Genomic DNA, 19,804 nt, shown 5'->3' on the forward strand with positions numbered 1-19,804 from the left:
GGGGGGGGGGGGGGGCGGGGGGGGGGGGGCGCGGGGGCGGGGGGGGGGGGGGGGGGGTGGGGGGGGGCCCCGCCCCCACCGCGCGGTACCGGTTCCGGCCGGTCCGCGCGACCATGGAAAAAAGGCGCGACCATAAAAGAAGAGAGCGAAGGAGTACGGATGCCATGAACTCGCCAGCCCGACTCGAACCCGTCCCGCGGAGGTCCACCGCCGAGCTGATCGCCGACCAGTTGCGCACGGCCATCATGCACGGCGCACTGGCCCCCGGTGACCAACTGGGCGAGACCGACCTCGCCGCCCAGCTCGGCGTGAGCCGGGGCCCGCTGCGCGAGGCCATGCAGCGCCTGGTGCAGGAGGGGCTGCTGCGCAGCGAGCGGCACCGCGGGCTGTTCGTGCGCGAACTCGGACCCGAGGACGTGCGCGACATCTACGTGGCGCGGCTGGCGGTCGAGCGCGCCTCCTGCGAGCTGATCATGCGCGGCAACCGGGGCGAGGCGCTGGCCCGGCTCACGGCCGCGCTCAACGACCTGGTGGCGGCGGCCGGCACCGGCGACCGCACCGCCATGAGCGACGCCGACCAGGCGTTCCACCGCGCGCTGGTGAGCTGCTCGGGCAACCACCGGCTGGAGCGGATGGCCGAGACCCTGCTGGTCGAGGCGCGCATGTGCCTGACGGTGATGCAGGAGGTCTACCCCGAAGCCGACGAACTCGTGGAGGAGCACCAGAAGCTGCTCGACGCCATAACCGACGGCGACGAGGAGCTTCTGCTGCGTCTCATCGAGTCGCACATGCTCGACACGGTCGAGCGGATCAACGCGGGCGCGCCCACCGCCCGGAGCTGACCCGCCCGCACCGCCGACGGCCCGCGCCGCCCCGCTTGCGAGGGGTGGCGCGGGCCGTCGGCGTGTGCGGGGGGCGGTGGGCACTGCGGGTGCGCGAGGTCCCCGCCGGTGCGCGGGCCCTCGCCTGTGCGCGGCCCTCGCCTGTGCGGACACCCGGTGGCCGGGCCGGGGCGCTGTCCGTACGGGAGGGTGCCGCGCGGGTGAATCCGTGAACCGGTACGGACCGTTCACACCGGCGCACGCGCCCCGCGTCCGGACCGGCGCCGCCTCCGCGCGCGCCGCCGCCGGCCCGCCCGCGCGGGCGCACGTGTGGAAGAAATCCCAGTTCACCGGGGTTTTCCTCAATCGGGACCGTTCTTCCTCCCCGCACCGCCGCCTCTCCCCCGGCCCGCGCCGGCCCGCGCGATGTTGCCCGATGTGAACCCGGTGTAGCACTCTCTCAGAATTGTACGTACACTCTGTCCGTACAATAATGCGTGACACGTGTGGGGAAGGATCCGCATCCCGGCCCCCGGAGAGGAGCAGCCATGCGCGACGGCCATGGCACCCTGGTCCCGATCTTCCGGACCATGAACCGCCTGCCCGGGGGGCTCATGCTGATCCCGCTGCTGCTGGGATCGGTGATCGGCACCTTCGCCCCCGGGGCGCTGGAGATCGGCGGGTTCACCACCGCCCTGTTCAAGGACAGCGCGCTCCCGCTCATCGCGCTGCTCATCTTCGCCACCGGCACCCAGGTCACGATGCGCACCGGCGGCCCCGTGCTGGCCACCACCGGCGTGGTGCTGCTGACCAAGAGCGTCATCCCCGGCCTGCTGGTCATCGCGCTGGGCGCGGTCACCGGCCCCGACGGCGTGCTCGGGGTCTCGATCCTGGCCCTGCTGGCCGCCGCCACCAACTCCAACGGCGGCCTGTGGCTGGCGGTGACCGGCCAGTACGGCCGCGCCCGCGACCGCGGCGCCTACATCGCCGGCGCCATCAACGACGGCCCGTTCTTCGCCCTGCTGTTCCTGGGCGCCTCCGGACTCGGCGAGATCCCGTTCCTGGCGCTGCTGGCGGCCGTGCTGCCGTTCGTGCTCGGCGTGATCGTCGGCAACGTCGACGCCAAGTGGCGCGAGGTCCTGGCCCCCGTGCCCAACATCGTCATCCCGTTCTTCTCCTTCTCGCTGGGCACCGGCATCAACCTCGCCGACGTCGCCTCGGGCGGCCTCAGCGGCATCCTGCTGGGCGTGCTGCTCGCCGTGGTCACCGGCGGCCTGGTCTACCTGGGCTACCGGGTGCTGCTGCGCCGCGGCGCCGAGAGCGGCATCGGCTTCGCCGCCGGCACCACCTCGGGCAACTCCGTGGCCACCCCCGCCATCGTCGCCGCCGCCGACCCCTCCTTCCAGCAGTACGTGGGCACCGCCACCTCCCAGATCGCCGCGTGCGTGCTGGTCACCGCGATCCTCGCGCCGCTGCTGACCACCTGGCTGCTCAAGCGCGGCGGAGCCGCCGAAACCCTCGCTAAGGAGTCCGCCGCCGAGCAGGAGGCCGCCGCATGAGCCCCGTCATCGCCCTCGTCGCCGACGACCTGACCGGCGCCAACGACACCGGCGTGCGCTTCCTGCGCGCCGGGTGGTCCACCGAGCTGCAACTGGGCTCCGCCGGCGGCACCGCCGACGTGGTCGCGGTCAGCACCGACTCCCGCGCGATGGACGCCGAGGCGGCCGCCGCCGCGGTGGCCGAGCAGGTGCGCCGCCTGCACGGCGCGCGCCACCTCTACAAGAAGGTCGACTCCACCCTGCGCGGGCAACTGGCCGCCGAGGTCGAGGCCGCCCGCCGGGCGTGGGCGCCCGACGCGGTGGCCGTGGTCTGCCCCGCGTTCCCCGAAGCCGGGCGCACCGTCGTCGACGGCGTGCTGCTGGTCGACGGCGTCCCCGCGCACGAGACCCCGGTGGGCACCGACCCCGTCACCCCGGTGCGCGAGAGCCACATCCCGACCCTGCTGGGCGCCGGGCACGTGCGGCTGGCCGGCGACGGCCCCGCCGACCCCGCCGCCGACGCCGCGCTCATCGCCGCGGCCGGCCCCGTGGTCGTCGCCGACGCCCGGACCGACGCCGACCTGGAGCGCCTGGCCGCAGCCATCGCCCACCTGGGTCCGCGCGCCGTGCCCGTGGGCTCGGCCGGCCTGGCCGCGCCGATGGCGGGCGCCTGGGCCGCCGGCGCCGCGCCCGGCACCGCGCTGGTGGTCGTCACCTCGCTGCACGCCGCCACCCGCGGCCAGGTGGAGCGCCTGGCCGCCGGCGCGCCGGTGGAGTACTGCCCGGCCGCCGCGCTCGCGCCCGGCGCCGACGGCACCGCCTGGAAGGAGTGGCACGCCCGCGTGGAGGAGCGCCTCGCCCAGGCGCCCGAGATCCTCGCCGTGGTCGCGCCCGAGGACCGCGCGCTCGGCCTGGACCCCGCCGAGGTCGCCCACCGCTTCGGCGTGCTGACCGCCGAACTCGCCCACCGCCACGGCCTCGCCGGGCTCGTGGTGACCGGCGGCGACGGCGCCCGCGCGGTCGTCGATGCCCTGGGCGCCACCGGCATCGCCCTCACGGGCGAGGTCGAGGCGGGCATCCCCGCGGGAACCCTCACCGGCGGGCCGCTGCACGGGCTGCCCGTCGTCACCAAGGCCGGGGGCTTCGGCGACCCCGACGCCCTGATCACCGCCGCCACGGCGATCCGACACAGGAGGCACCAGTCATGAGCCGTCCGACCCTCGCCATCACCCTCGGCGACGTCGCCGGGATCGGTCCCGAGATCACCGCGAAGTCGCTGCTCAACCACCCCGAGGTGCGCGAGGTCTGCCGTCCGGTGGTCGTGGGCGACGCCGACGCGCTGCGCGCCGGGGTGCGGCTCGTGGGCGGCGACCCCGACCGCGTCCGCGTGGTGGAGTCGCCCGCCGAGGCCGGCGCCGACCCCGAGGCCATCGACGTCGTGCAGGTCGGCGGGTCGCTGGCGCACGTGCCCCACGGCGAACTCAGCGCCGAGGCCGGCGACGGCGCGGCGCGGTTCGTCATGGCCGCCTGCGACCTCGCCCGGCGCGGCCTGGTCGACGGGATCGTCACCCCGCCGCTGAACAAGGCCGCCATGCACCTGGGCGGGCACCGCTGGCCCGGCCACACCGAGCTGCTCGCCCACGAGTTCGGGGTCGAGAACTTCAGCCTGGTGCTGTCGGCCGGCGACCTGTACTTCTTCCACCTGACCACGCACGTGTCGCTGGCCGACGCCATCAAGAACGTCACGCCGCAGCGCACCGACGCCGTGCTGCGCCTGGCGGGGGCGTTCGCCACCGCGCTGGGCCGGCCCGGCGAGGCCATCGGCGTGGCCGGCCTCAACCCGCACGCCGGGGAGAACCGGCTGTTCGGCGACGAGGACGCCGACGTGCTGGAGCCCGCCGTGGCGCGGGCGCGCGCGGCCGGGATCAACGCGTCGGGGCCGCTGCCGGCCGACGCGCTCATCCCGGCGGCGGTCAAGGGCAAGTGGAAGCTGGTCGTCGTGTGCTACCACGACCAGGGGCACGCGCCGTTCAAGGCCGTCTACGGCGACGACGGGGTCAACATCACCGTGGGCCTGCCGGTCGTGCGGGTCTCGGTGGACCACGGCACCGCGTTCGACATCGCCGGCCAGGGCATCGCCCGGGAGTCCAGCCTGGTGCTGGCCATCCGGCGGGCCGCCGAGCTGGCGCCCGGCTGGGACCACGTCTGGAAGACCGCCCAGGCGGCCGGCTGACCGCCGGCCCGCCACCCACGGCGGTCAGCCGCCCTTGCCGCCCACCGCCCGGCGGCCGGTCCACGGGCCGGCCGCGCCCTCCGCGCCTAGAATGCCGACCATGTCCGTCGACCGGTCCGATCCGCGCCCGCTGTACGCCCAGATCGCGGCGGAGCTGCGCGCCGAGATCCGCGACCGGACCATCGCGCCGGGCGACACCCTGCCCAGCGAGGCCGCGCTCCAGGAGCGGTTCGGCGTCTCGCGCAGCGTGGTGCGCCAGGCGCTTGCCACCCTGGAGGAGGAGGGGGTCGTGCGCCGCGACCCCGGGCGGGCGGCGGTGGCCACGGCGGGGGTCGAGCACCGGCGGCTCGTGCAGCGGGTGACCGGGCTGTTCGACCAGTTCTCCCGCAGCGGGCTGGAACTCGCCACGCGGGTGGTGCGGCTGGAGGAGGCCGCGCCGCCCGCGCACGTGGCCCGCCACCTGGGCACCCGCGCGGTGCTGCGGCTGGAGCGGGTGCGCTCGGTGCGCGCCGACCCGCTGTCCTACGTGCGCACCTGGCTGCCCGCCGACCGGGTGGCCGGGCTGAGCGCCGACATGCTCACCGACTCCTCGCTGCACCGGCTGCTGGCCGCGCGCTTCGGCGCCCAGCCGGTCAGCGGCCGCCGCCAGGTCCGCGCGGTCCCGGCCGACTCCGCCATCGCCGAGTCCCTGGGCGTGGCCCCGGGCGCCCCGCTGCTGCTGCTGGAGGGCAGCACCTTCGACCAGCACGGCGCACCCCTGGAGTGGTTCGAGAGCTGGCACCGCTCCGACCGGGTGGTGTTCGACATCGAGGCCGACGAGTCGGCCGAGCAGGTACGCCTCCACCCCGGCACCGCCTTCACCGAGCCCACGGCCCCCACCCCCGCCGACACCGCCACCCCCGGGCACCCCGCCCCCCGCCTCACCCGAGCCCACGCCCTGGCCGCCGAACTCCACGCCGAACTCACCCGCCTGGCCGAGGAGGAGAAGCAGGAGAAGGGAGAGGGGGACGGTTGAAGCTTGTGACCGGTTCCCCCAGCGGACGGCCGGGGCGGCGACGCCTCGTGAACCGACCACCGCACGCCCGGACCCCGACCCGGCGGCGCTAGGCCACCACGTTCGCGGGATCGTCCAGCCACACCGACTGGCCCTCAGGTGTCGTGGTGAGGCCGAACCGCGTGTACTCGGGGCTTCCCGCCTCCCGCCACCAGCGGTGGGCGCGGTCGAGTTCGTCGAAGAGGCGGCGGGGGCCGTGCTGGCGCACGGTGTACTCGGGGTACTCGGGGTTCTTGGCGCCCTCCGGCAGGATCCGCCAGGACGCCCACGACCCGGACCCGGGGTCCATGAGGTAGACCGTGTAGCGCCGCGTGGCGGGGTCGTCGTCATCGTGGACGAGCGTCGAGGTCATGCCCGGCACGCGCAGACCGATCGCGAACGACGCCGAGAAGTCGCCCACGGGTCCGTAGGGGTGGAGCCCGGTGACCGTCTCGGTGAAGTCGTGCTCGGGCCGCACCCGGTCCTCCACGGACCCGTGCGGTGTCCGCTGGCCGCGCACCCACATGAACCCCGCGTCGCCGTCGAAGCGCCCCGATGCGGTGCCGTCGTCGGCGACCCGCAGGCGCAGCAGGGCGCCGCTGTGGAACGCGGTCGCCCACGGGGTGACGACCTTCCCGCCGGGCGCGGTCTGCTCGATCCACGGACGGGGCACCGCGTGCACGGCCGCCGTGGACAGGATGCGGTCGTAAGGGGCGTTGGCGGCGTACCCGGTAGTGCCGTCGCCGATCACCACCTCGACCGGCCACCCGGCGCTCGTGAGGGCGGTGCGGGCCGCGACCGCCAAGCCGGGGTCGATCTCGACGGTCGTGACGTTCTCGGCGCCCACGCGGGTGGCGACCAGGGCGGCGTTGAACCCGGTCCCGGTGCCGATCTCCAGGACCCGGACGCCGGGGGAGAGTTCCGCCGCCTCCAGCATGAGCGCGACCACACCCGGCATGGACGCCGACGACGACACGTACCCGCGCCCGCTGCCGTCACCGTCGTCCAGTTGCACGGCGATGGGCTCGTCGGTGTAGCAGACCGCCAACCACTTCTCGGGGGAATCGGACCGGCGGACCGGGACGGGTTTTCCTTCCTCGCGGATCCAGACGGTCTCCGGAATGAATTCGTGCCGGGGAACGGCCAGGAAAGCGGCCCGCCACTCCGGGGGCACGCCCCGGGCCAGGCGGGCCTGGAGTTCGCGGAGGGGGGTCACCTGTCCTCGTCGTCGCGTTCGTGCCTGCCGCCGCCTCCGCCGTAGTCGGGGGGCGGAGGCGGCGACCTGTCCTTGCGGGCGTCCAGCGGGAGGGGTCGCCGTGCTCGTCGGTCGGCCCACCCGCGCCCTACCGACGGCCTACTGCCTCTGCCTCCAGGCTACAAACCGCCGATGCCGACGTACTTGGTTTCCAGGAACTCCTCGATGCCGACCTTGCCGCCCTCGCGGCCCAGGCCCGACTGCTTGACGCCGCCGAAGGGGGCGGCGGGGTTGGAGACGATGCCCTGGTTCAGGCCGACCATGCCGGTCTCCAGGGCCTCCGACACCCGCAGGGCGCGGTTGAGGTCCTGGGTGTAGACGTAGCTGACCAGGCCGTACTCGGTGTCGTTGGCGGCGGTCAGCGCCTCCTCCTCGGTGTCGAAGGGGATGATCGGGGCGACCGGGCCGAAGATCTCGGTGGTGGACAGCTCGCTGGACTGCGGCACGTCGGCGAGCACGGTGGGCAGGTAGAAGTAGCCGTCGCCCTCCCCCGGGCCGCCGCCGACCAGCACCCGGGCGCCCCGGCTGACCGCGTCGTCGACCAGCCCCTGCACCTTCTCGCGGGCGCGGGCGTCGATGAGCGGGCCGACCTGGACGTCGGGCTCGGTGCCCCGGCCCAGCCGCAGGGCGCCCATGCGCTCGCTGAGGCGGCGGGCGAACTCCGGCGCGATGCCCGACTGCACGTACATGCGGTTGGCGGCGGTGCACGCCTCGCCGATGTTGCGCATCTTGGCCTGCATGGCGCCCTCGACGGCGGCGTCGAGGTCGGCGTCGTCGAACACCAGAAACGGGGCGTTGCCGCCCAGCTCCATGGAGGTGCGCAGCACCTGCTGGGCGCTCTGCTCCAGCAGCGTGCGGCCCACCCCGGTGGAGCCGGTGAAGGAGAGCTTGCGGATGCGGCCGTCGCGCAGCAGCGGCTCGGTGACCCCGCCGGCGTCGGAGGTGGGCAGCACGCTGAGCACGCCCTCGGGCAGGCCGGCCTCGCGGAGGATGCCGGCCAGCGCCAGCGCCGACAGCGGGGTCTGCTGGGCGGGCTTGAGGATCATGGTGCAGCCGGCGGCGATGGCCGGGCCGATCTTGCGGGTGCCCATGGCCATGGGGAAGTTCCACGGCGTGATCAGCATGGAGGGGCCCACCGGCTGGCGCATGATGAGGAAGCGGGCCTGGCCGTTAGGCGAGACGGAGTACTCGCCGCCGATGCGCACGGCCTCCTCGGAGAACCAGCGCAGGAACTCCGCGGCGTAGGCGATCTCGCCCTTGGCCTCGGCGAGGGGCTTGCCCATCTCCAGGGTCATCAGCAGGGCGAGGTCGTCCTGGCGCTCCATCAGGAGTTCGTAGCCCCGGCGCAGGATCTCGCCCCGGTCGCGCGGCGCCCACGCGGCCCACGAGGACTGCGCGGCGGCGGCCGCGTCGAGGGCGGCGAAGGCGTCCTCGACGGTGGCGTCGGCGACCTCGCACAGCACGCCGCCGGTCGAGGGGTCCTCGACCTTGAACGTGGCACCGCCGGTGGCGTCACGCCACGTGCCGCCGATGAAGAGCTGCTTAGACACGCGTTCGACGACCTGCGTCTCCCGTTCCGCCAAGGTCATTGCGGTACATCCCCTTCTCGGTTTTCGGCTCGTGCGCAACGAGGGGTCCACAACGCGTCCGAGGAGAGCGCGCAGGCCCCGCCGCTTACGCCTTCCCCGGTGGGCGCGCGGGCTAACTGCCGCCGGGAACATCATGCCGGGCGGACGGCGTCCAGGCCCGCGCGGGGGTAAGCGCGAACCTGGACACCGCCACACGCCGGATGATTCCATAGCTCTGTCGATTGTCAACAATCCTACGGAAGTGCTGTGCTGCACGCCCGCGGTCCCGGCGCCCGCGGGCGGCCCGCCCCCGCCCCCCGCGCCGCGGCCCGGGGCCGCGTGGGCGAGCATGGTCCCCAGCGCCGCCGGGGCGCACCACCCACGGAATGAGGTTTGAGTATGGCTGAGCAGTCGGCCGAGCTGTCCCCCCTGCTCAAGCAGGCCACGCCCGTACTCGCCGCGCGCGGTGAGGGCGTCTACATCTACGACGAGGACGACCGCCGCTACCTCGACTTCACCGCCGGGATCGGGGTCACCAGCACCGGCCACTGCCACCCGCGCGTCGTGGAGGCGGCGCAGCGCCAGGTCGCCACCCTCATCCACGGCCAGTACACGACCGTGATGCACCGGCCGCTGCTGCGGCTCACCGAGCGGCTGGGCGGGGTGCTGCCCACCGGCGTCGACCGGCTGTTCTTCGTCAACTCCGGCAGCGAGGCGGTCGAGGCCGCCCTGCGCCTGGCGCGCCAGGCCACCGGCCGGCAGAACGCGATCGTGTTCCAGGGCTCCTTCCACGGCCGCACCATGGCCGCCGCCTCGCTCACCACCTCCGGCGTCAAGATCCGCGCGGGCATCGGCCCGCTGATGCCGGGCGTGGTGGTCACCCCCTTCCCCTACGCCTACCGGCTGGGAATGAGCGAGGACGCGGCCGTGGAGTACGCGCTGCGCGAACTGGACTACCAGTTCGCCACGGTCACCTCCCCCCAGGACACCGCCGCGATCTTCATCGAGCCGGTCCTGGGCGAGGGCGGCTACGTCCCGGTGCCGCCGGCCTTCCTGCGCGGCCTGCGCGAGCGGGCCGACCGGCACGGCATCCTGCTGGTGGCCGACGAGGTCCAGACCGGGTTCGGGCGCACCGGCCGGTTCTGGGGCCACGACCACGCCCAGATCACCCCCGACATCGTGATCACCGCCAAGGGCCTGGCCAGCGGGTTCCCGCTGTCGGCCATCGCGGCGCCCAGCGCGCTGATGGAGAAGGCGTGGCCGGGCTCCCAGGGCGGCACCTACGGCGGCAACGCGGTCTCCTGCGCGGCGGCGCTGGCCACCCTCGACGTCATCGAGGAGGAGGGGCTGGTCGACAACGCCCGCGCGATGGGCGAGCGCCTGCTGGAGGGGCTGCGCGGCGTGGCCGCCGAGCACGCCGCCATCGGCGACGTCCGGGGGCTGGGGCTTATGGTGGGCAACGAGTTCACCACGGCCGACGGCCGGCCCGACACCGACACCGCCGCCCGCGCCCACCGGATCGCCGCCGACAAGGGGCTGCTGCTGCTGACCTGCGGTCCGCACGGCAACGTGGTGCGGATGATCCCGCCGCTGATCGTCACCGCCGACCAGGTCGACTCCGCGGTGTCCCTGTGGGCCGAGGCGGTCAAGGAGGCCACCGCGGGCTGAGCCGGCCCGGCGCCCCGCACCCCGCGTCCCCCGGTCCGCGGCCGAACCCGCCGCGGACCGGGGCCGTGCGGGTGCGCCGCGCCTCAGATCAGGCTGAGCGCGGCCTCGCGCAGGGCCGCGTCCGCCCGCGCGGCGTCGCCGCTGTCGAACGGCGGGCGGGGGTCGTACTCCGTCACCAGTTGCACGGCGCGCGCGGTGTCGGCGCCGCTGGCGCGCGCCAGCAGGTCCAGGGCCATGTCGATCCCGGCCGACACCCCCGCCGCCGTGACCACCGTGCCGTCCACCACGACGCGCTCGCGCACCGGCTCGGCCCCGAAGCCGGCCAGGCCCTCGACCACGCCCCAGTGGGAGGTCGCCCGCCGGCCCCCCAGCAGCCCCGCCGCGCCCAGGATGAGCGAGCCGCTGCACACCGACGTCGTCCAGGCGGCGTGCTCGTGCGCGGCGCGCAGCCAGTCCAGCAGGACGGCGTCACCCATGGCCTCGGCCGTGCCGGGGCCGCCCGGCACCACCACCACGTCGGGGCGGGGCACGTCGGCCAGGGCGGCGGTGGCGGCCAGGGTGAGGCTGCCGCGGTCGTCGGTGACGGGCCCCGGCTCGGCGGCGGCGAAGGTCACCGTCCAGCCCGGGGCGAAGGCGAGCACGGTGTAGGGGCCCACCGCGTCCAGCGCGGTGAACCCGGGGTAGAGGGGAATCGCGGCGTGCATCGTCTCAGTTCTCCTTCGCCTGGAACCGGCGGCGGTAGTCGCCGGGTGAGATCCGCCAGTGGCGGCGGAAGACGCGGTAGAGGGTCTCGGGGGTGCCCAGGCCGGACTCGCGGGCGACCCGGTCCAGCGGGTGGGCGGTGGTCTCCAGCAGCCGCCGGGCCGCGTCGGCGCGGCTGCGCTCCACGTAGGCGCCCGGTGTCATCCCGGTCTCGCGGGTGAAGACCCGCGCGAAGTGGCGCTCGCTCATGGCGGTGCGCTCGGCCAGCGCGGGGATACGCAGGTCGGCCGCGGGGTGGGCGTCGATGAACGCCTGGAGGTCGCGCAGCGGCGCGCTGCGCGGCGCGGGCACGCGCACCGGCAGGCTGAACTGGTCCTGGCCGCCGGGCCGGTGCAGGTAGACCACCAGGGCGCGGGCCACCCGCGCGGCCAGGTCGTGGCCGTGGTCCTCGGCCACCAGCGCCAGCGCGAGGTCGATGCCGGCGGTGACGCCGGCTGAGGTCCACACGTCGCCGTCGCGGATGTAGATGGGCGCGGGGTCGGCCTCGGTGGCGGGGTAGCGCTCGGCGAACTCGGGGGCCGCCCACCAGTGCGTAGTGGCCCGGCGGCCGTCGAGGAGCCCCGCCTCGGCCAGCAGGAAGGCGCCGTTGCAGACGGAGGCCACCCGGCGCGCCTCGCCCGCCAGGCGGGCGATGTCGGCCACCAGCGCGCGGTCGGCCAACTGGTCGGGCACCCCGAACCCGCCGACCACCAGCAGGGTGTCGATGGGGCCGGCGACCTCGCCCAGGGCCGCCTGGGCGTGGACGGCCAAACCGTTGTGGGCGGTCACCGCGCCCGCGCGCGGCGCCGCCGGCTCGATCCGGTAGCCGCCGTCGCCGGCGAAGAGCCCCGCCGAGGCGAACACGTCGGCGGGGCCGGCCAGGTCCAGCAACTGGAACCGCTCGAACACCACCACCACGACGCGCCTCATGCCGTTCATGCTGGTCGGCGGGGCACACGGCGTCAACGACACGGACATTGCAGATCCTGCCACGCGGGGGCGCGGCGGCGCCGGCGCCGGGTCCGATCAGGGCGGACCCGGCGCCGGCCGGTCACTTCTCCTCGAAGTCCTCCCGGCTGGTGCCCGCCTCCTCCATGGCGTCCTGCAACTCGGCCTCCAGCTCGCGCCGGGTGTCGGGCTCGCGGTCCTCGCCCTCGTCGCGGGCGCCGGGCAGCACCTGGTCGGTCTGCGGGGTCTTCTTGCCGGACTCCTCGGGCATGGTCATGGGGCTTTCCCACCTTCCGTTCGGTCGGCGGCCCGCGAGGGCGGGCGCGTCGTCACGGGCGCAGCCGCTACCCGGTCCGCGCCCGCCTCACACGGGCGCCGACCTCAGCGCATGGTGGTGGGGCGGATGACGATCTCGTTGACGTCCACCTCGTCGGGCTGGTCGAGCGCGAAGCTCACCGCGCGGGCCACCGCGTCGGGCGACATGGTGTTGGCGCGGTAGGTCTTCATCATCTCCGCGGCGCCGGGCTCGGTGATGGAGTCGGCCAGTTCGGACTCCACCACCCCGGGCGAGACCGTGGTGACCCGCACCGAGGGGTCGCTCTCCTGGCGCAGGCCCTCGGTGATGGCCCAGGCGGCGTACTTGGTGGCGGAGTAGACGGAGCTGGTCGGCACCACCTCGTGGGCGCCGGTGCTGGCGATGGTGACGAAGTGGCCGCCGCCCTGGGCGGTGAAGACCGGCAGCGCCGCGGCGATGCCGTGCAGCAGGCCGCGCACGTTGACGTCGATCATCCGGTCCCACTCCTCCACCAGCAGGGAGTCCAGGCGGGACAGCGGCATCACGCCCGCGTTGGCGACCAGCGCGTCGACGCGGCCGTGCCGGGCGCGGGCGGCCTCGACGAAGTCGGCGGTGCTCGCGCGGTCGGTCACGTCCAGGCGCAGGGGCAGCAGGCTGCCGCCCGAGCGCTCGGCGGCCGGGGCGGTGCGCTCGGCCAGGGCGTCCAGGCGGTCGGTGCGGCGGGCGCCCGCCACGACGTGGTGGCCCTCGGCCACCAGGCGCTCGGCGATGGCCTCGCCGATACCGCTGCTGGCGCCGGTGACCAGGACGACTCGGTTGGTACGGGGAGCGGTGTGTGTCGTATCCATGGCCCCGACTCTGCCGGTGCCGCCGCGCCCGAGGAAGGGCGCTCTCCGCCTGGGTGCGGCGCACCCAGGCTGGGCGGGCGGGCCTTGCCTACAGTTGTGCCATGAGCGAACTCGGCGAGTACCTGCGCACCCGGCGCGGCCGGGTCACCCCCGACCAGGCCGGCCTGGTCAGCACCGGCCGGCGCCGTGTCAGCGGCCTGCGCCGTGAGGAGGTCGCGCTGCTGGCGGGCGTCAGCGCCGACTACTACACCCGGCTGGAGCAGGGCCGGGAGCGCACGCCCTCGGCCCAGGTCCTCGACGCCCTGGCCGCCGCGCTGCGGCTGGACGAGGACGGCCGCCAGCACCTGTTCCGCCTGGCCGGGCTGGCGCCGCGCGAGCACCCCGCCGGCGTGTCCGACCGGGTGGAGCCCAGCCTGCTGCGGCTCATGGACGCCTGGCCCGACAACCCGGCGGTGGTCTACAACCGCGCCTACGACGTGCTGGCCACCAACGCGATCGCCGACGCCCTGTTCGGCGAGCGGGCCCGCTCGGGCAACCTGCTGCGCATGGTGTTCACCGAGCCCGGCGCGCGGTCCTTCTACCGCGACTGGCCCTCGGTCGCGCGCGGCGCGGTGGCGGGGTTCCGGCTGGGCCACGGCCGCGCGCCCGACGACCCGCGCGTGCGCGCGGTGCTCGCCGAGATGCTGGCGGCCAGCCCGGAGTTCGCGGCGCTGTGGGCCGACCACGACGCGCGGGGCAAGACGCTGGAGCACAAGGCGTTCGACCACCCCGAGGTGGGGCCGCTGGAGCTGACCATGCAGACCTTCGACGTGCGGTCGGCCCCCGGCCAGGAACTGATGGTCTACCAGGCCGAGCCGGGGTCGGCCAGCGCCGAGGCCCTGGGCCTGCTGGGCTCCCTCGCCGCGACGGCCCGGAACAGCTCCTAGGGATCCGGCACACCTCCCCGGAAGTTGAAAATTTCCGACCGCGAATGCGGTAGCGTTTCTTCAACCCACCTCACCGGAGGAACGCATGCTGCCCGATCCGCACGGTGCCCTGGACCTCCCCCGCCTCCACTCCCGCCTCGAAGAGATCGGCACCTCCTGGCCGGTCCTTGAGCGCGCCATCCGCATGGGCGAGGCCGGCCGGCGCCAGGCCACCCCCAACCACAGCGCGGGCGCGGCGGGCCGGTTCGGCTACGAGGCGCGGCTGGCGGCCCTGCGCGAGGGCCAGAAGTCGGAGTTCGGCTGGGACAACGCCCGCCTGATGCAGATCGACCTCACCGTCGACCCCCAGCGCACCACGGCCATCCAGACCATGCTGGGCAACTCCCTCACCGGCCACCCCACCGAGGCCCCGCGCAACCTCCACCCGCGCGGACCCAACGGCCAGGTGCTGCTCGCCCAGGGCGGCGGCGACCAGCTCGCGCTGTTCGACGCCGAGCCGCTGCGCCGCCCGGGCGACGAGGTCGAGTTGGCGGACTCCGAGCACCTCGACGTGTGGGTGCTGCTGGTCAACCGCGAGGCCCGGCCCGGCGACGACACCGTGTACTGGCACAGCGAGCTGTCGCTCCCCAAGCCCACGGACGAACAGGGGTACATTACCGACTGGATCGAGCGCCTCCCGCTGCCGGTCGTCGCGACCGGCCCGGTCGTCTTCCCCGACGAGGGCGAGGTGCCGGGCGGGCTCGTCATCCCGGTGGACTTCCGCTGACGCCGGTCCACCGCCAGGCCACCACCGACTTACACGACAGGGCGCACACCACACATGGTCACCCCCTCCCGCATCCAACTCGCCCGCGAACGGCGAGCGGTGACCCTGGCGCAGCTCTCGCGGACCTGCGGGATCTCCCAGCAGAGCCTGTCGCGCTACGAGAACGCGCGGGCCGAGCCCTCCGCCGAGACCCTGGCGGCGATCGCGGCGGCGCTGCGGTTCCCGGTCGCGTTCTTCACCGCCGAGGACATCGAGGAGGTCGGCTCGGAGGCCGTGGCGTTCCGCGCCCGCACCAAGACCTCGATGCGCAAGCAGAAGGCGGTGCGGGCCAGCGCCGCGCTGGGAGTGCAACTGCACCACTGGCTGGCCGAGCGGTTCGCGCTGCCCGAGCCCGACGTTCCCACCCTGGGCCGGCCCGCGCCCGACGTGGCCGCCGAGATCGTGCGCTCCCGCTGGGGGCTGGGCGAGGCGGCGGCGCCCAACATGGTGCACCTGCTGGAGGCGCACGGGGTGTGCGTGTTCTCGCTCGACCCCGAGCACGAGGAGGTCGACGCGTTCAGCTTCTGGCGCGACTCCACCCCCTACGTGTTCCTCAGCACCGGCAAGACCGCCGAGCGCGGCCGGTTCGACGCCGCCCACGAACTCGGGCACCTGGTGATGCACGGCCAGGAGCGGCCGCTGACCGGGCCCGACGCCGAACGCGAGGCCAACCAGTTCGCCAGCGCGTTCCTGATGCCCCGGGCCGACGTCCTCGCGCGCATGCCGGCGGGCGCCCAGGTCGACCAGATCCTGAAGGCGCGCACCATCTGGCGGGTGTCGGCGATGGCGCTGACCTACCGCATGCACGACCTCGGCCTGCTCACCGACTGGCAGTACCGGTCGACCTGCGCGCAACTGGCCGAACTGGGCTACCGCCGCGGCGAGCCCGACGGGATCCCCCGCGAGACGTCGCAGGTCCTGACCAAGGCGTTCCAGCGCCTGCGCCGCACGGGCACCCCGGCGGCCCAGGTGGCCGCCGACCTGCACATCCCGCTGGAGGAGCTGAACACGCTGATGTTCGGCCTGGCGTTCACCGCCAGGGACGGAGCGGCCGAGCCGGGCACCCCGACGGGCCGGCGCGCCCGGCTGCGCGTGCTGTAGGGGCACCGCAGCCGGGGCGCCGGCGGGTCAAGCGGGCGCCGACAAGTCGTCACATCGACCGGTCAGGCATGCGGGGGCACGTCGGCGTCGGGGTCCTCCAGCACCGAGCGGTCCTCGGTGTCGCCGTCGGCTGGCACCGAGGTGGGCACACCGGTGCCGGTGGCCTTGCGGCCGTGCTCGCGCGCGTACTCCTGCGACGGCGACTCGTCCTCGTCGCGCAGCACGGGCGCGAACCCGCGGTCGTCGGTCTGCTCGGGCTCGTGGCCCAGGGGCTCGGACACGTCATTCCTCCTGCGGTTCGCGGGCGCCCGGGGAGGCGCGGGTCACTCGAACAGCGAACGGTGGCCGGGACCGCGCCGCCGCCGGCGGCGCTGGACGACCACGGCGTCGACCACACCGACCACCGCGAGCGCCCACAGGACCAGGGCGAGGACGGCGAAGTCCGCGACCCACGCCGCGACGCCCAGGGCGACGCAGACGACGACACCCAGCGCGGCCAGCACCAGGCGCAGGTTGAGCGCGCTGTAGGGCCGGTCATGCGTCCCGCGCGGCGGCCGATCACGTCCGGCCATGCCTCCCCCTTCCCAAGGCGCCTCTTCCACCGTCGGTGGCCCGCTGCCCGAAGCGCCCTGGGAAATGCACGCCGGTGGTCGCCGCCTCACCGGCAGTCCGCACACCGCAAAACCAGGTGCGCCCGCGCCCGGTCGATGCGACGATGCCGCCCGCACCCCACACGGCGGCCAGGCAAGGACTCTCATGCACGACACCAACGGCGCGGCGGCCACGGCCCCGGGCTGCCTGATCCTGTCGGGCATGCCCGGAGCGGGAAAGTCGACGGTGGCCCCGCTGGTGGCCGCCCACTTCCCGCGCGCGGCCCACATCAGCGGCGACACGCTGTCCTACATGGTGGTGCAGGGCCGCGTCGGGTTCACCGGCACCCCACCCGAGGAGGCCGACCGCCAACTCCTCCTCTGCGCCCGCAACATGTGCACCCTGGCGAACAACTTCGCCGATGCCGGGGTGTTCCCGATCATCGAGTACACCATCGACAACCCCCGGCTGCTCGACCACATGCTCCACCTGCTGCACCCCCGCCCGGTGATGTTCGTCGTCCTGGCCCCACCCCTGGAGGTTTGCCAGGCCCGCAACGCCGCCCGCCCACCCCGAGAACGCGTGGACCTCGACTACACCCCCTACTACCGGGCGATGGAGCACACCATGTCGGGTATCGGCTGGTGGCTGGACACCGCGACGATGACCCCCCAGGAGACCGCCGCAGCCATCGCCCACCACGCCTTCACCCAGGCCGCGGTGCAGCCCCCCGCCCAGCTTTAATGTGGCCAAACCGCCCTGTGCCCCGTGGTAGAGTCATACACGTCTTCCAGGGGAACACCCCACGGAAGTCCACAACTCAAAACCGGCACTCGTAGCTCAATGGATAGAGCATCTGACTACGGATCAGAAGGTTGGGGGTTCGAATCCTCCCGAGTGCGCCCAGGTCAAAGGCCGGTTCCTTGTTCGGGAACCGGCCTTTGTGCTAACACCCCCGCTAACACGGAGCGGCTATCCCGCCTCGCGCAGGATCTCCGCGAAGGTGTCGGCCACCGTGGCCACCTGCTCGTTCACCACGTGCGCGTAGACCCGCAGCGTGATGGACGGATCGGCGTGCCCCAGCCGCGCGGCCACCACGTGCACCGGCACCCCCGCGTGGAGCAGCGTGGTCGCGTGGATGTGCCGCAGGTCGTGCAGTCGCGCGGCGGGAAGCGGCTCGTCCGGCGCCGCGCCCTTGCCCGCCGGCGGGTTGTTGTACCGGCGGATCAGGGTGGACATCAGCGACGACACGGTGTCCGGATGGATGGGCTCCCCCCACCCCGTGGTGAACACGTAGTCACCGCTCCCCCGCCACGCCTCCCCCACCGCCTCACGGTCTTCGTCCTGGCGGGCGCGGTGTCCCTTGAGCACGGCCACCGTGTCGGAGTCAACGGCGACGGTCCGCGCCCGGCCGCTCTTGGTCGTGCCCTCGACCCGCTTGCCGTCGATAAACGAAGCCGACCCAGCGATCCGAATCTCTCCCGTGTCCAGATCGACATCCGACCACCGGAGGTTGAGCAGTTCGCCGCGCCGCGCGCCCGTATACGCGGCCAGGTGGAAGAACGCGTGCAAGCGGTGACGGCTGGCGGCCTCGGTCAGGAAGACCCGCAACTGCCCCGGCGTCCAAACCTCACCCGGTTCCGCGCGTTCCTTGCGCGGACGCTTGGCGCGCTCGACCGGGTTGGACGCGAGGAGCTGTTCCACCTCCACCGCGTCACGGAACGCCTTGCGCAGCACCGCGTGCACGTACTCGACCGTGCGCGGGGACAGCGGACGGCCGCCTTTCCCGCCGGTTGCCGAAATCTCGCGGTAGAGCTTGGTGAGCGTGGCCGGCCGCACCGCCTGGAGCCGGACACCGCCGATGCGCGGAACGACGTAGCGGGTGATCAGATAGCGGTACATGTACAGCGTCTTGGGCTTGATCACCACCGCGTGCGCGTCGATCCACTCGGAGAGGTACTGCGCGACCGTGACGTTGTTACGATTGACGTATTCTCCCCGCCGCGCCTTGACTCTTGCCTCGTCACGCGCCGCCTTGGCTTCGTCCTCGGTTGAAAAGCCGCCGACCCACTTGGGCTTGCTCAGTCCCGTTTCCGGATCGGGCACGCGGATGACGTAGGACCAGGTCTTGCCCCGCTTCACAACACCGTCGCGCAGCTTGGGACGCTTCTTCGGGCGGCCCGCGCTTTCGTCGTCCGGCTTCGGGGCGGCGGTCGCTTTCCTGGACATCAGGCAGCCACCTCGTCACTGCCCATCAGCGAGGCCACGTAGGCGTCGAGCGCCCTCACGGGAATGCGGCGAGCACCGTCGATCTTGACGGAACGCACGGCGCCCGCGCTCATCAGCTCGTAGAGCTTGCTCCGCGAGATGGCCAGTGCCCGAGCCGCTTCCGGAACGGTGAGCAGAAGAGGAGTGGGGGTCATGCTGCCCTGCCTTCACTACTTGCCGAAAGACCGGATTGCCGTGCCGCGTCGAGTTGGGCGCGGCGTTTGAGGGCTTCGCCGACCGCGCGCAGCAGGCGGTGTTCACGGGGCGGGACGTCGGGGTCGGTGGGCCGTGCCAGCTCCCAGGCGTGGTTGCCGGAGGCCACGGAGGCGAGCGCCGGGGGTTGTTGGGCGGCGTGGTCCTGGCCCTCCTCGCCGGGGCGGACGCCGAGTGCGTTGAGGACCCAGGTCAGGCGGTCGGCCTTATGGTCCGCCATGGTCTTGCCCGACCACTTGCGCGAGACCAGGACGCGGCGCCCGGCGTAGCCCAGGTGTTCGCGGCGGTGGGCCTTGGACCGGCAGTAGCCCGGCACCATGCCCGGCTTGGGGTTGTCGGGTTGGATGCCGTAGCGCAGCCAGTTGGCGCAGCGGGGCGAGCAGGGCTCGAACCTCAGGGCCTCAACGAGGCGTTCGACGTGGCGGGCTTGTGCGTCGGTCTCCACGGCGTGGCATTCGGCGATGTCCTTGGTCAGGTACTTCGCGAGGTAGCGCACGCACCGGTCGGCGTCAGCAGACCCGGCCAGCACGCCTTTGGCGTCCACCTGCGGCCCGAAGCGGACCACGTGCATCGGCTCGGCGTCGGGGTCGGCGTCCAGGGCGTCCAGCGCCTCATCCCAGGTCGGCAGCACCTCCCCCGTGCGGGGGTCGACGTAGGTGGTGGCGTCCTCGTCCCAGACGGGCAGGTTCGCCCCGTCATAGACCACGGTGTCGGCCGGGGGCCACCACACCTGGTGGTAGGTGGCCGCCGCGATCTGGCGCAGCTCCGCGCGCGGGCCCGTCCCGCGTGTGGCCATGTGCAGGTGCGGCGCCAGCCGCCGTTGCGGCTCCACCGTGGCGAAGTACTGCACGTCGAACCCCGCCACCCGGCGGAGGTTCTGCACGAAGCGGTCGATGAGCTTGGAGAAGTGCAGGGCGTCGCGCGCGGCACGCCGGTAGTCATACGTCGAGGG

Annotated in this window: 21 protein-coding genes and 1 tRNA gene; 11 read left to right on the top strand and 11 right to left on the bottom strand. The window is 73.9% G+C overall.

What is annotated here, in order from left to right:
• Positions 1–164 precede the first annotated feature (164 nt).
• From LG943_RS25645 to LG943_RS25665, 5 genes are all read left to right on the top strand, one after another.
• Positions 165–842: a GntR family transcriptional regulator gene (locus LG943_RS25645; RefSeq protein ID WP_270074944.1), complete on the top strand. Its 678-nt coding sequence runs from the start codon at positions 165–167 to the stop codon at positions 840–842.
• Positions 843–1,369: 527 nt separating this feature from the next.
• On the top strand, positions 1,370–2,380 hold the full coding sequence (locus LG943_RS25650; protein WP_270074945.1) for a 2-keto-3-deoxygluconate permease: 1,011 nt from the start codon (positions 1,370–1,372) through the stop codon (positions 2,378–2,380).
• Positions 2,377–3,567, top strand: coding sequence for a four-carbon acid sugar kinase family protein (locus LG943_RS25655; protein ID WP_270074946.1), 1,191 nt, complete (start codon positions 2,377–2,379; stop codon positions 3,565–3,567). Before LG943_RS25650 ends, LG943_RS25655 begins: the two co-directional genes overlap by 4 nt.
• The gene (gene pdxA, locus LG943_RS25660; protein ID WP_270074947.1) at positions 3,564–4,592 is read left to right on the top strand and encodes a 4-hydroxythreonine-4-phosphate dehydrogenase PdxA; all 1,029 of its coding nucleotides are present in this window, start codon (positions 3,564–3,566) and stop codon (positions 4,590–4,592) included. Before LG943_RS25655 ends, pdxA begins: the two co-directional genes overlap by 4 nt.
• Positions 4,593–4,683: 91 nt before the next feature.
• Positions 4,684–5,607, top strand: coding sequence for a GntR family transcriptional regulator (locus tag LG943_RS25665; RefSeq protein WP_270074948.1), 924 nt, complete (start codon positions 4,684–4,686; stop codon positions 5,605–5,607).
• A gap of 88 nt (positions 5,608–5,695) precedes the next feature.
• Here LG943_RS25665 and LG943_RS25670 read toward each other — a convergent pair whose 3' ends face one another.
• Together LG943_RS25670 and LG943_RS25675 are read right to left on the bottom strand one after the other, a co-directional pair.
• Positions 5,696–6,841 (bottom strand): methyltransferase domain-containing protein, encoded by a 1,146-nt coding sequence (locus LG943_RS25670; protein ID WP_270074949.1) that lies wholly within the window; start codon positions 6,839–6,841, stop codon positions 5,696–5,698.
• 158 nt (positions 6,842–6,999) lie between these two features.
• Positions 7,000–8,469 carry an NAD-dependent succinate-semialdehyde dehydrogenase gene (locus LG943_RS25675; protein WP_408648653.1) on the bottom strand — a complete coding sequence of 490 codons (1,470 nt, stop codon included), beginning with the start codon at positions 8,467–8,469 and terminating at the stop codon, positions 7,000–7,002.
• A 378-nt stretch (positions 8,470–8,847) separates the two neighbouring features.
• Here LG943_RS25675 and LG943_RS25680 point away from each other — a divergent pair, with 378 nt between their 5' ends.
• Positions 8,848–10,116: an aspartate aminotransferase family protein gene (locus LG943_RS25680; RefSeq protein ID WP_270074950.1), complete on the top strand. Its 1,269-nt coding sequence runs from the start codon at positions 8,848–8,850 to the stop codon at positions 10,114–10,116.
• An 83-nt stretch (positions 10,117–10,199) separates the two neighbouring features.
• On the opposite strand, the gene LG943_RS25685 is transcribed toward LG943_RS25680, so the two are convergent.
• From LG943_RS25685 to LG943_RS25700, 4 genes are all read right to left on the bottom strand, one after another.
• Positions 10,200–10,820, bottom strand: coding sequence for a DJ-1/PfpI family protein (locus LG943_RS25685; RefSeq protein ID WP_270074951.1), 621 nt, complete (start codon positions 10,818–10,820; stop codon positions 10,200–10,202).
• 4 nt (positions 10,821–10,824) lie between these two features.
• Positions 10,825–11,796 (bottom strand): GlxA family transcriptional regulator, encoded by a 972-nt coding sequence (locus LG943_RS25690; RefSeq protein ID WP_408648654.1) that lies wholly within the window; start codon positions 11,794–11,796, stop codon positions 10,825–10,827.
• Between the two features lie 112 nt (positions 11,797–11,908).
• The gene (locus tag LG943_RS25695) at positions 11,909–12,082 is read right to left on the bottom strand and encodes a hypothetical protein (protein ID WP_270074953.1); all 174 of its coding nucleotides are present in this window, start codon (positions 12,080–12,082) and stop codon (positions 11,909–11,911) included.
• 104 nt (positions 12,083–12,186) lie between these two features.
• Positions 12,187–12,948, bottom strand: a complete 762-nt coding sequence (locus tag LG943_RS25700; protein ID WP_270074954.1) for an SDR family oxidoreductase — start codon at positions 12,946–12,948, stop codon at positions 12,187–12,189.
• A 101-nt stretch (positions 12,949–13,049) separates the two neighbouring features.
• On the opposite strand from LG943_RS25700, the gene LG943_RS25705 reads away from it, so the two are divergent.
• From LG943_RS25705 to LG943_RS25715, 3 genes are all read left to right on the top strand, one after another.
• The gene (locus LG943_RS25705) at positions 13,050–13,874 is read left to right on the top strand and encodes a helix-turn-helix domain-containing protein (RefSeq protein ID WP_270074955.1); all 825 of its coding nucleotides are present in this window, start codon (positions 13,050–13,052) and stop codon (positions 13,872–13,874) included.
• Between the two features lie 85 nt (positions 13,875–13,959).
• The gene (locus LG943_RS25710) at positions 13,960–14,640 is read left to right on the top strand and encodes a hypothetical protein (protein ID WP_270074956.1); all 681 of its coding nucleotides are present in this window, start codon (positions 13,960–13,962) and stop codon (positions 14,638–14,640) included.
• Positions 14,641–14,694: 54 nt separating this feature from the next.
• The gene (locus LG943_RS25715) at positions 14,695–15,780 is read left to right on the top strand and encodes an ImmA/IrrE family metallo-endopeptidase (RefSeq protein ID WP_270074957.1); all 1,086 of its coding nucleotides are present in this window, start codon (positions 14,695–14,697) and stop codon (positions 15,778–15,780) included.
• Positions 15,781–15,842: 62 nt separating this feature from the next.
• Here the strand turns inward: LG943_RS25715 and LG943_RS25720 are convergent, their stop codons facing one another.
• Together LG943_RS25720 and LG943_RS25725 are read right to left on the bottom strand one after the other, a co-directional pair.
• A complete protein-coding gene (locus LG943_RS25720; protein WP_270074958.1) occupies positions 15,843–16,061 on the bottom strand; it encodes a hypothetical protein in 219 nt (72 codons plus the stop codon).
• 42 nt (positions 16,062–16,103) lie between these two features.
• Entirely contained in the window at positions 16,104–16,352 is a 249-nt protein-coding gene (locus LG943_RS25725) for a hypothetical protein (protein WP_270074959.1), read from the bottom strand.
• Positions 16,353–16,536: 184 nt separating this feature from the next.
• Here LG943_RS25725 and LG943_RS25730 point away from each other — a divergent pair, with 184 nt between their 5' ends.
• On the top strand, positions 16,537–17,115 hold the full coding sequence (locus LG943_RS25730; RefSeq protein WP_270074960.1) for a phosphotransferase-like protein: 579 nt from the start codon (positions 16,537–16,539) through the stop codon (positions 17,113–17,115).
• 85 nt (positions 17,116–17,200) lie between these two features.
• Positions 17,201–17,273 (top strand) — tRNA-Arg (locus LG943_RS25735).
• A 70-nt stretch (positions 17,274–17,343) separates the two neighbouring features.
• Here the strand turns inward: LG943_RS25735 and LG943_RS25740 are convergent.
• The 3 genes from LG943_RS25740 to LG943_RS25750 all read right to left on the bottom strand — a co-directional run.
• Positions 17,344–18,600, bottom strand: coding sequence for a site-specific integrase (locus tag LG943_RS25740; protein WP_270074961.1), 1,257 nt, complete (start codon positions 18,598–18,600; stop codon positions 17,344–17,346).
• Positions 18,600–18,794 carry a helix-turn-helix domain-containing protein gene (locus tag LG943_RS25745; RefSeq protein WP_270074962.1) on the bottom strand — a complete coding sequence of 65 codons (195 nt, stop codon included), beginning with the start codon at positions 18,792–18,794 and terminating at the stop codon, positions 18,600–18,602. The genes LG943_RS25740 and LG943_RS25745 overlap by 1 nt, the downstream gene beginning before the upstream one ends.
• A partial coding sequence (locus LG943_RS25750) for a replication initiator (protein ID WP_333486440.1) occupies positions 18,791–19,804 on the bottom strand: 1,014 nt, incomplete at its 5' end. The genes LG943_RS25750 and LG943_RS25745, both read right to left, overlap by 4 nt.

The sequence above is a fragment of the Streptomonospora mangrovi genome, from assembly GCF_027604915.1.
In the GTDB taxonomy this organism is placed as follows: domain Bacteria; phylum Actinomycetota; class Actinomycetes; order Streptosporangiales; family Streptosporangiaceae; genus Streptomonospora; species Streptomonospora mangrovi.

Bases quoted from the DNA above. Each gene is read 5' to 3' on its own strand.
- LG943_RS25710 (WP_270074956.1), top strand. From the start codon at position 13,960: ATGCTGCCCGATCCGCACGGTGCCCTGGACCTCCCCCGCCTCCACTCC.
- LG943_RS25705 (WP_270074955.1), top strand. From the start codon at position 13,050: ATGAGCGAACTCGGCGAGTACCTGCGCACCCGGCGCGGCCGGGTCACC.
- LG943_RS25685 (WP_270074951.1), bottom strand. From the start codon at position 10,820: ATGCACGCCGCGATTCCCCTCTACCCCGGGTTCACCGCGCTGGACGCG.
- LG943_RS25695 (WP_270074953.1), bottom strand. From the start codon at position 12,082: ATGACCATGCCCGAGGAGTCCGGCAAGAAGACCCCGCAGACCGACCAG.
- LG943_RS25655 (WP_270074946.1), top strand. From the start codon at position 2,377: ATGAGCCCCGTCATCGCCCTCGTCGCCGACGACCTGACCGGCGCCAAC.
- LG943_RS25665 (WP_270074948.1), top strand. From the start codon at position 4,684: ATGCCGACCATGTCCGTCGACCGGTCCGATCCGCGCCCGCTGTACGCC.
- LG943_RS25725 (WP_270074959.1), bottom strand. From the start codon at position 16,352: ATGGCCGGACGTGATCGGCCGCCGCGCGGGACGCATGACCGGCCCTAC.
- LG943_RS25645 (WP_270074944.1), top strand. From the start codon at position 165: ATGAACTCGCCAGCCCGACTCGAACCCGTCCCGCGGAGGTCCACCGCC.
- LG943_RS25650 (WP_270074945.1), top strand. From the start codon at position 1,370: ATGCGCGACGGCCATGGCACCCTGGTCCCGATCTTCCGGACCATGAAC.
- LG943_RS25745 (WP_270074962.1), bottom strand. From the start codon at position 18,794: ATGACCCCCACTCCTCTTCTGCTCACCGTTCCGGAAGCGGCTCGGGCA.
- LG943_RS25675 (WP_408648653.1), bottom strand. From the start codon at position 8,469: ATGACCTTGGCGGAACGGGAGACGCAGGTCGTCGAACGCGTGTCTAAG.
- LG943_RS25700 (WP_270074954.1), bottom strand. From the start codon at position 12,948: ATGGATACGACACACACCGCTCCCCGTACCAACCGAGTCGTCCTGGTC.
- LG943_RS25715 (WP_270074957.1), top strand. From the start codon at position 14,695: ATGGTCACCCCCTCCCGCATCCAACTCGCCCGCGAACGGCGAGCGGTG.
- pdxA (WP_270074947.1), top strand. From the start codon at position 3,564: ATGAGCCGTCCGACCCTCGCCATCACCCTCGGCGACGTCGCCGGGATC.
- LG943_RS25690 (WP_408648654.1), bottom strand. From the start codon at position 11,796: ATGAACGGCATGAGGCGCGTCGTGGTGGTGGTGTTCGAGCGGTTCCAG.
- LG943_RS25680 (WP_270074950.1), top strand. From the start codon at position 8,848: ATGGCTGAGCAGTCGGCCGAGCTGTCCCCCCTGCTCAAGCAGGCCACG.
- LG943_RS25730 (WP_270074960.1), top strand. From the start codon at position 16,537: ATGCACGACACCAACGGCGCGGCGGCCACGGCCCCGGGCTGCCTGATC.
- LG943_RS25740 (WP_270074961.1), bottom strand. From the start codon at position 18,600: ATGTCCAGGAAAGCGACCGCCGCCCCGAAGCCGGACGACGAAAGCGCG.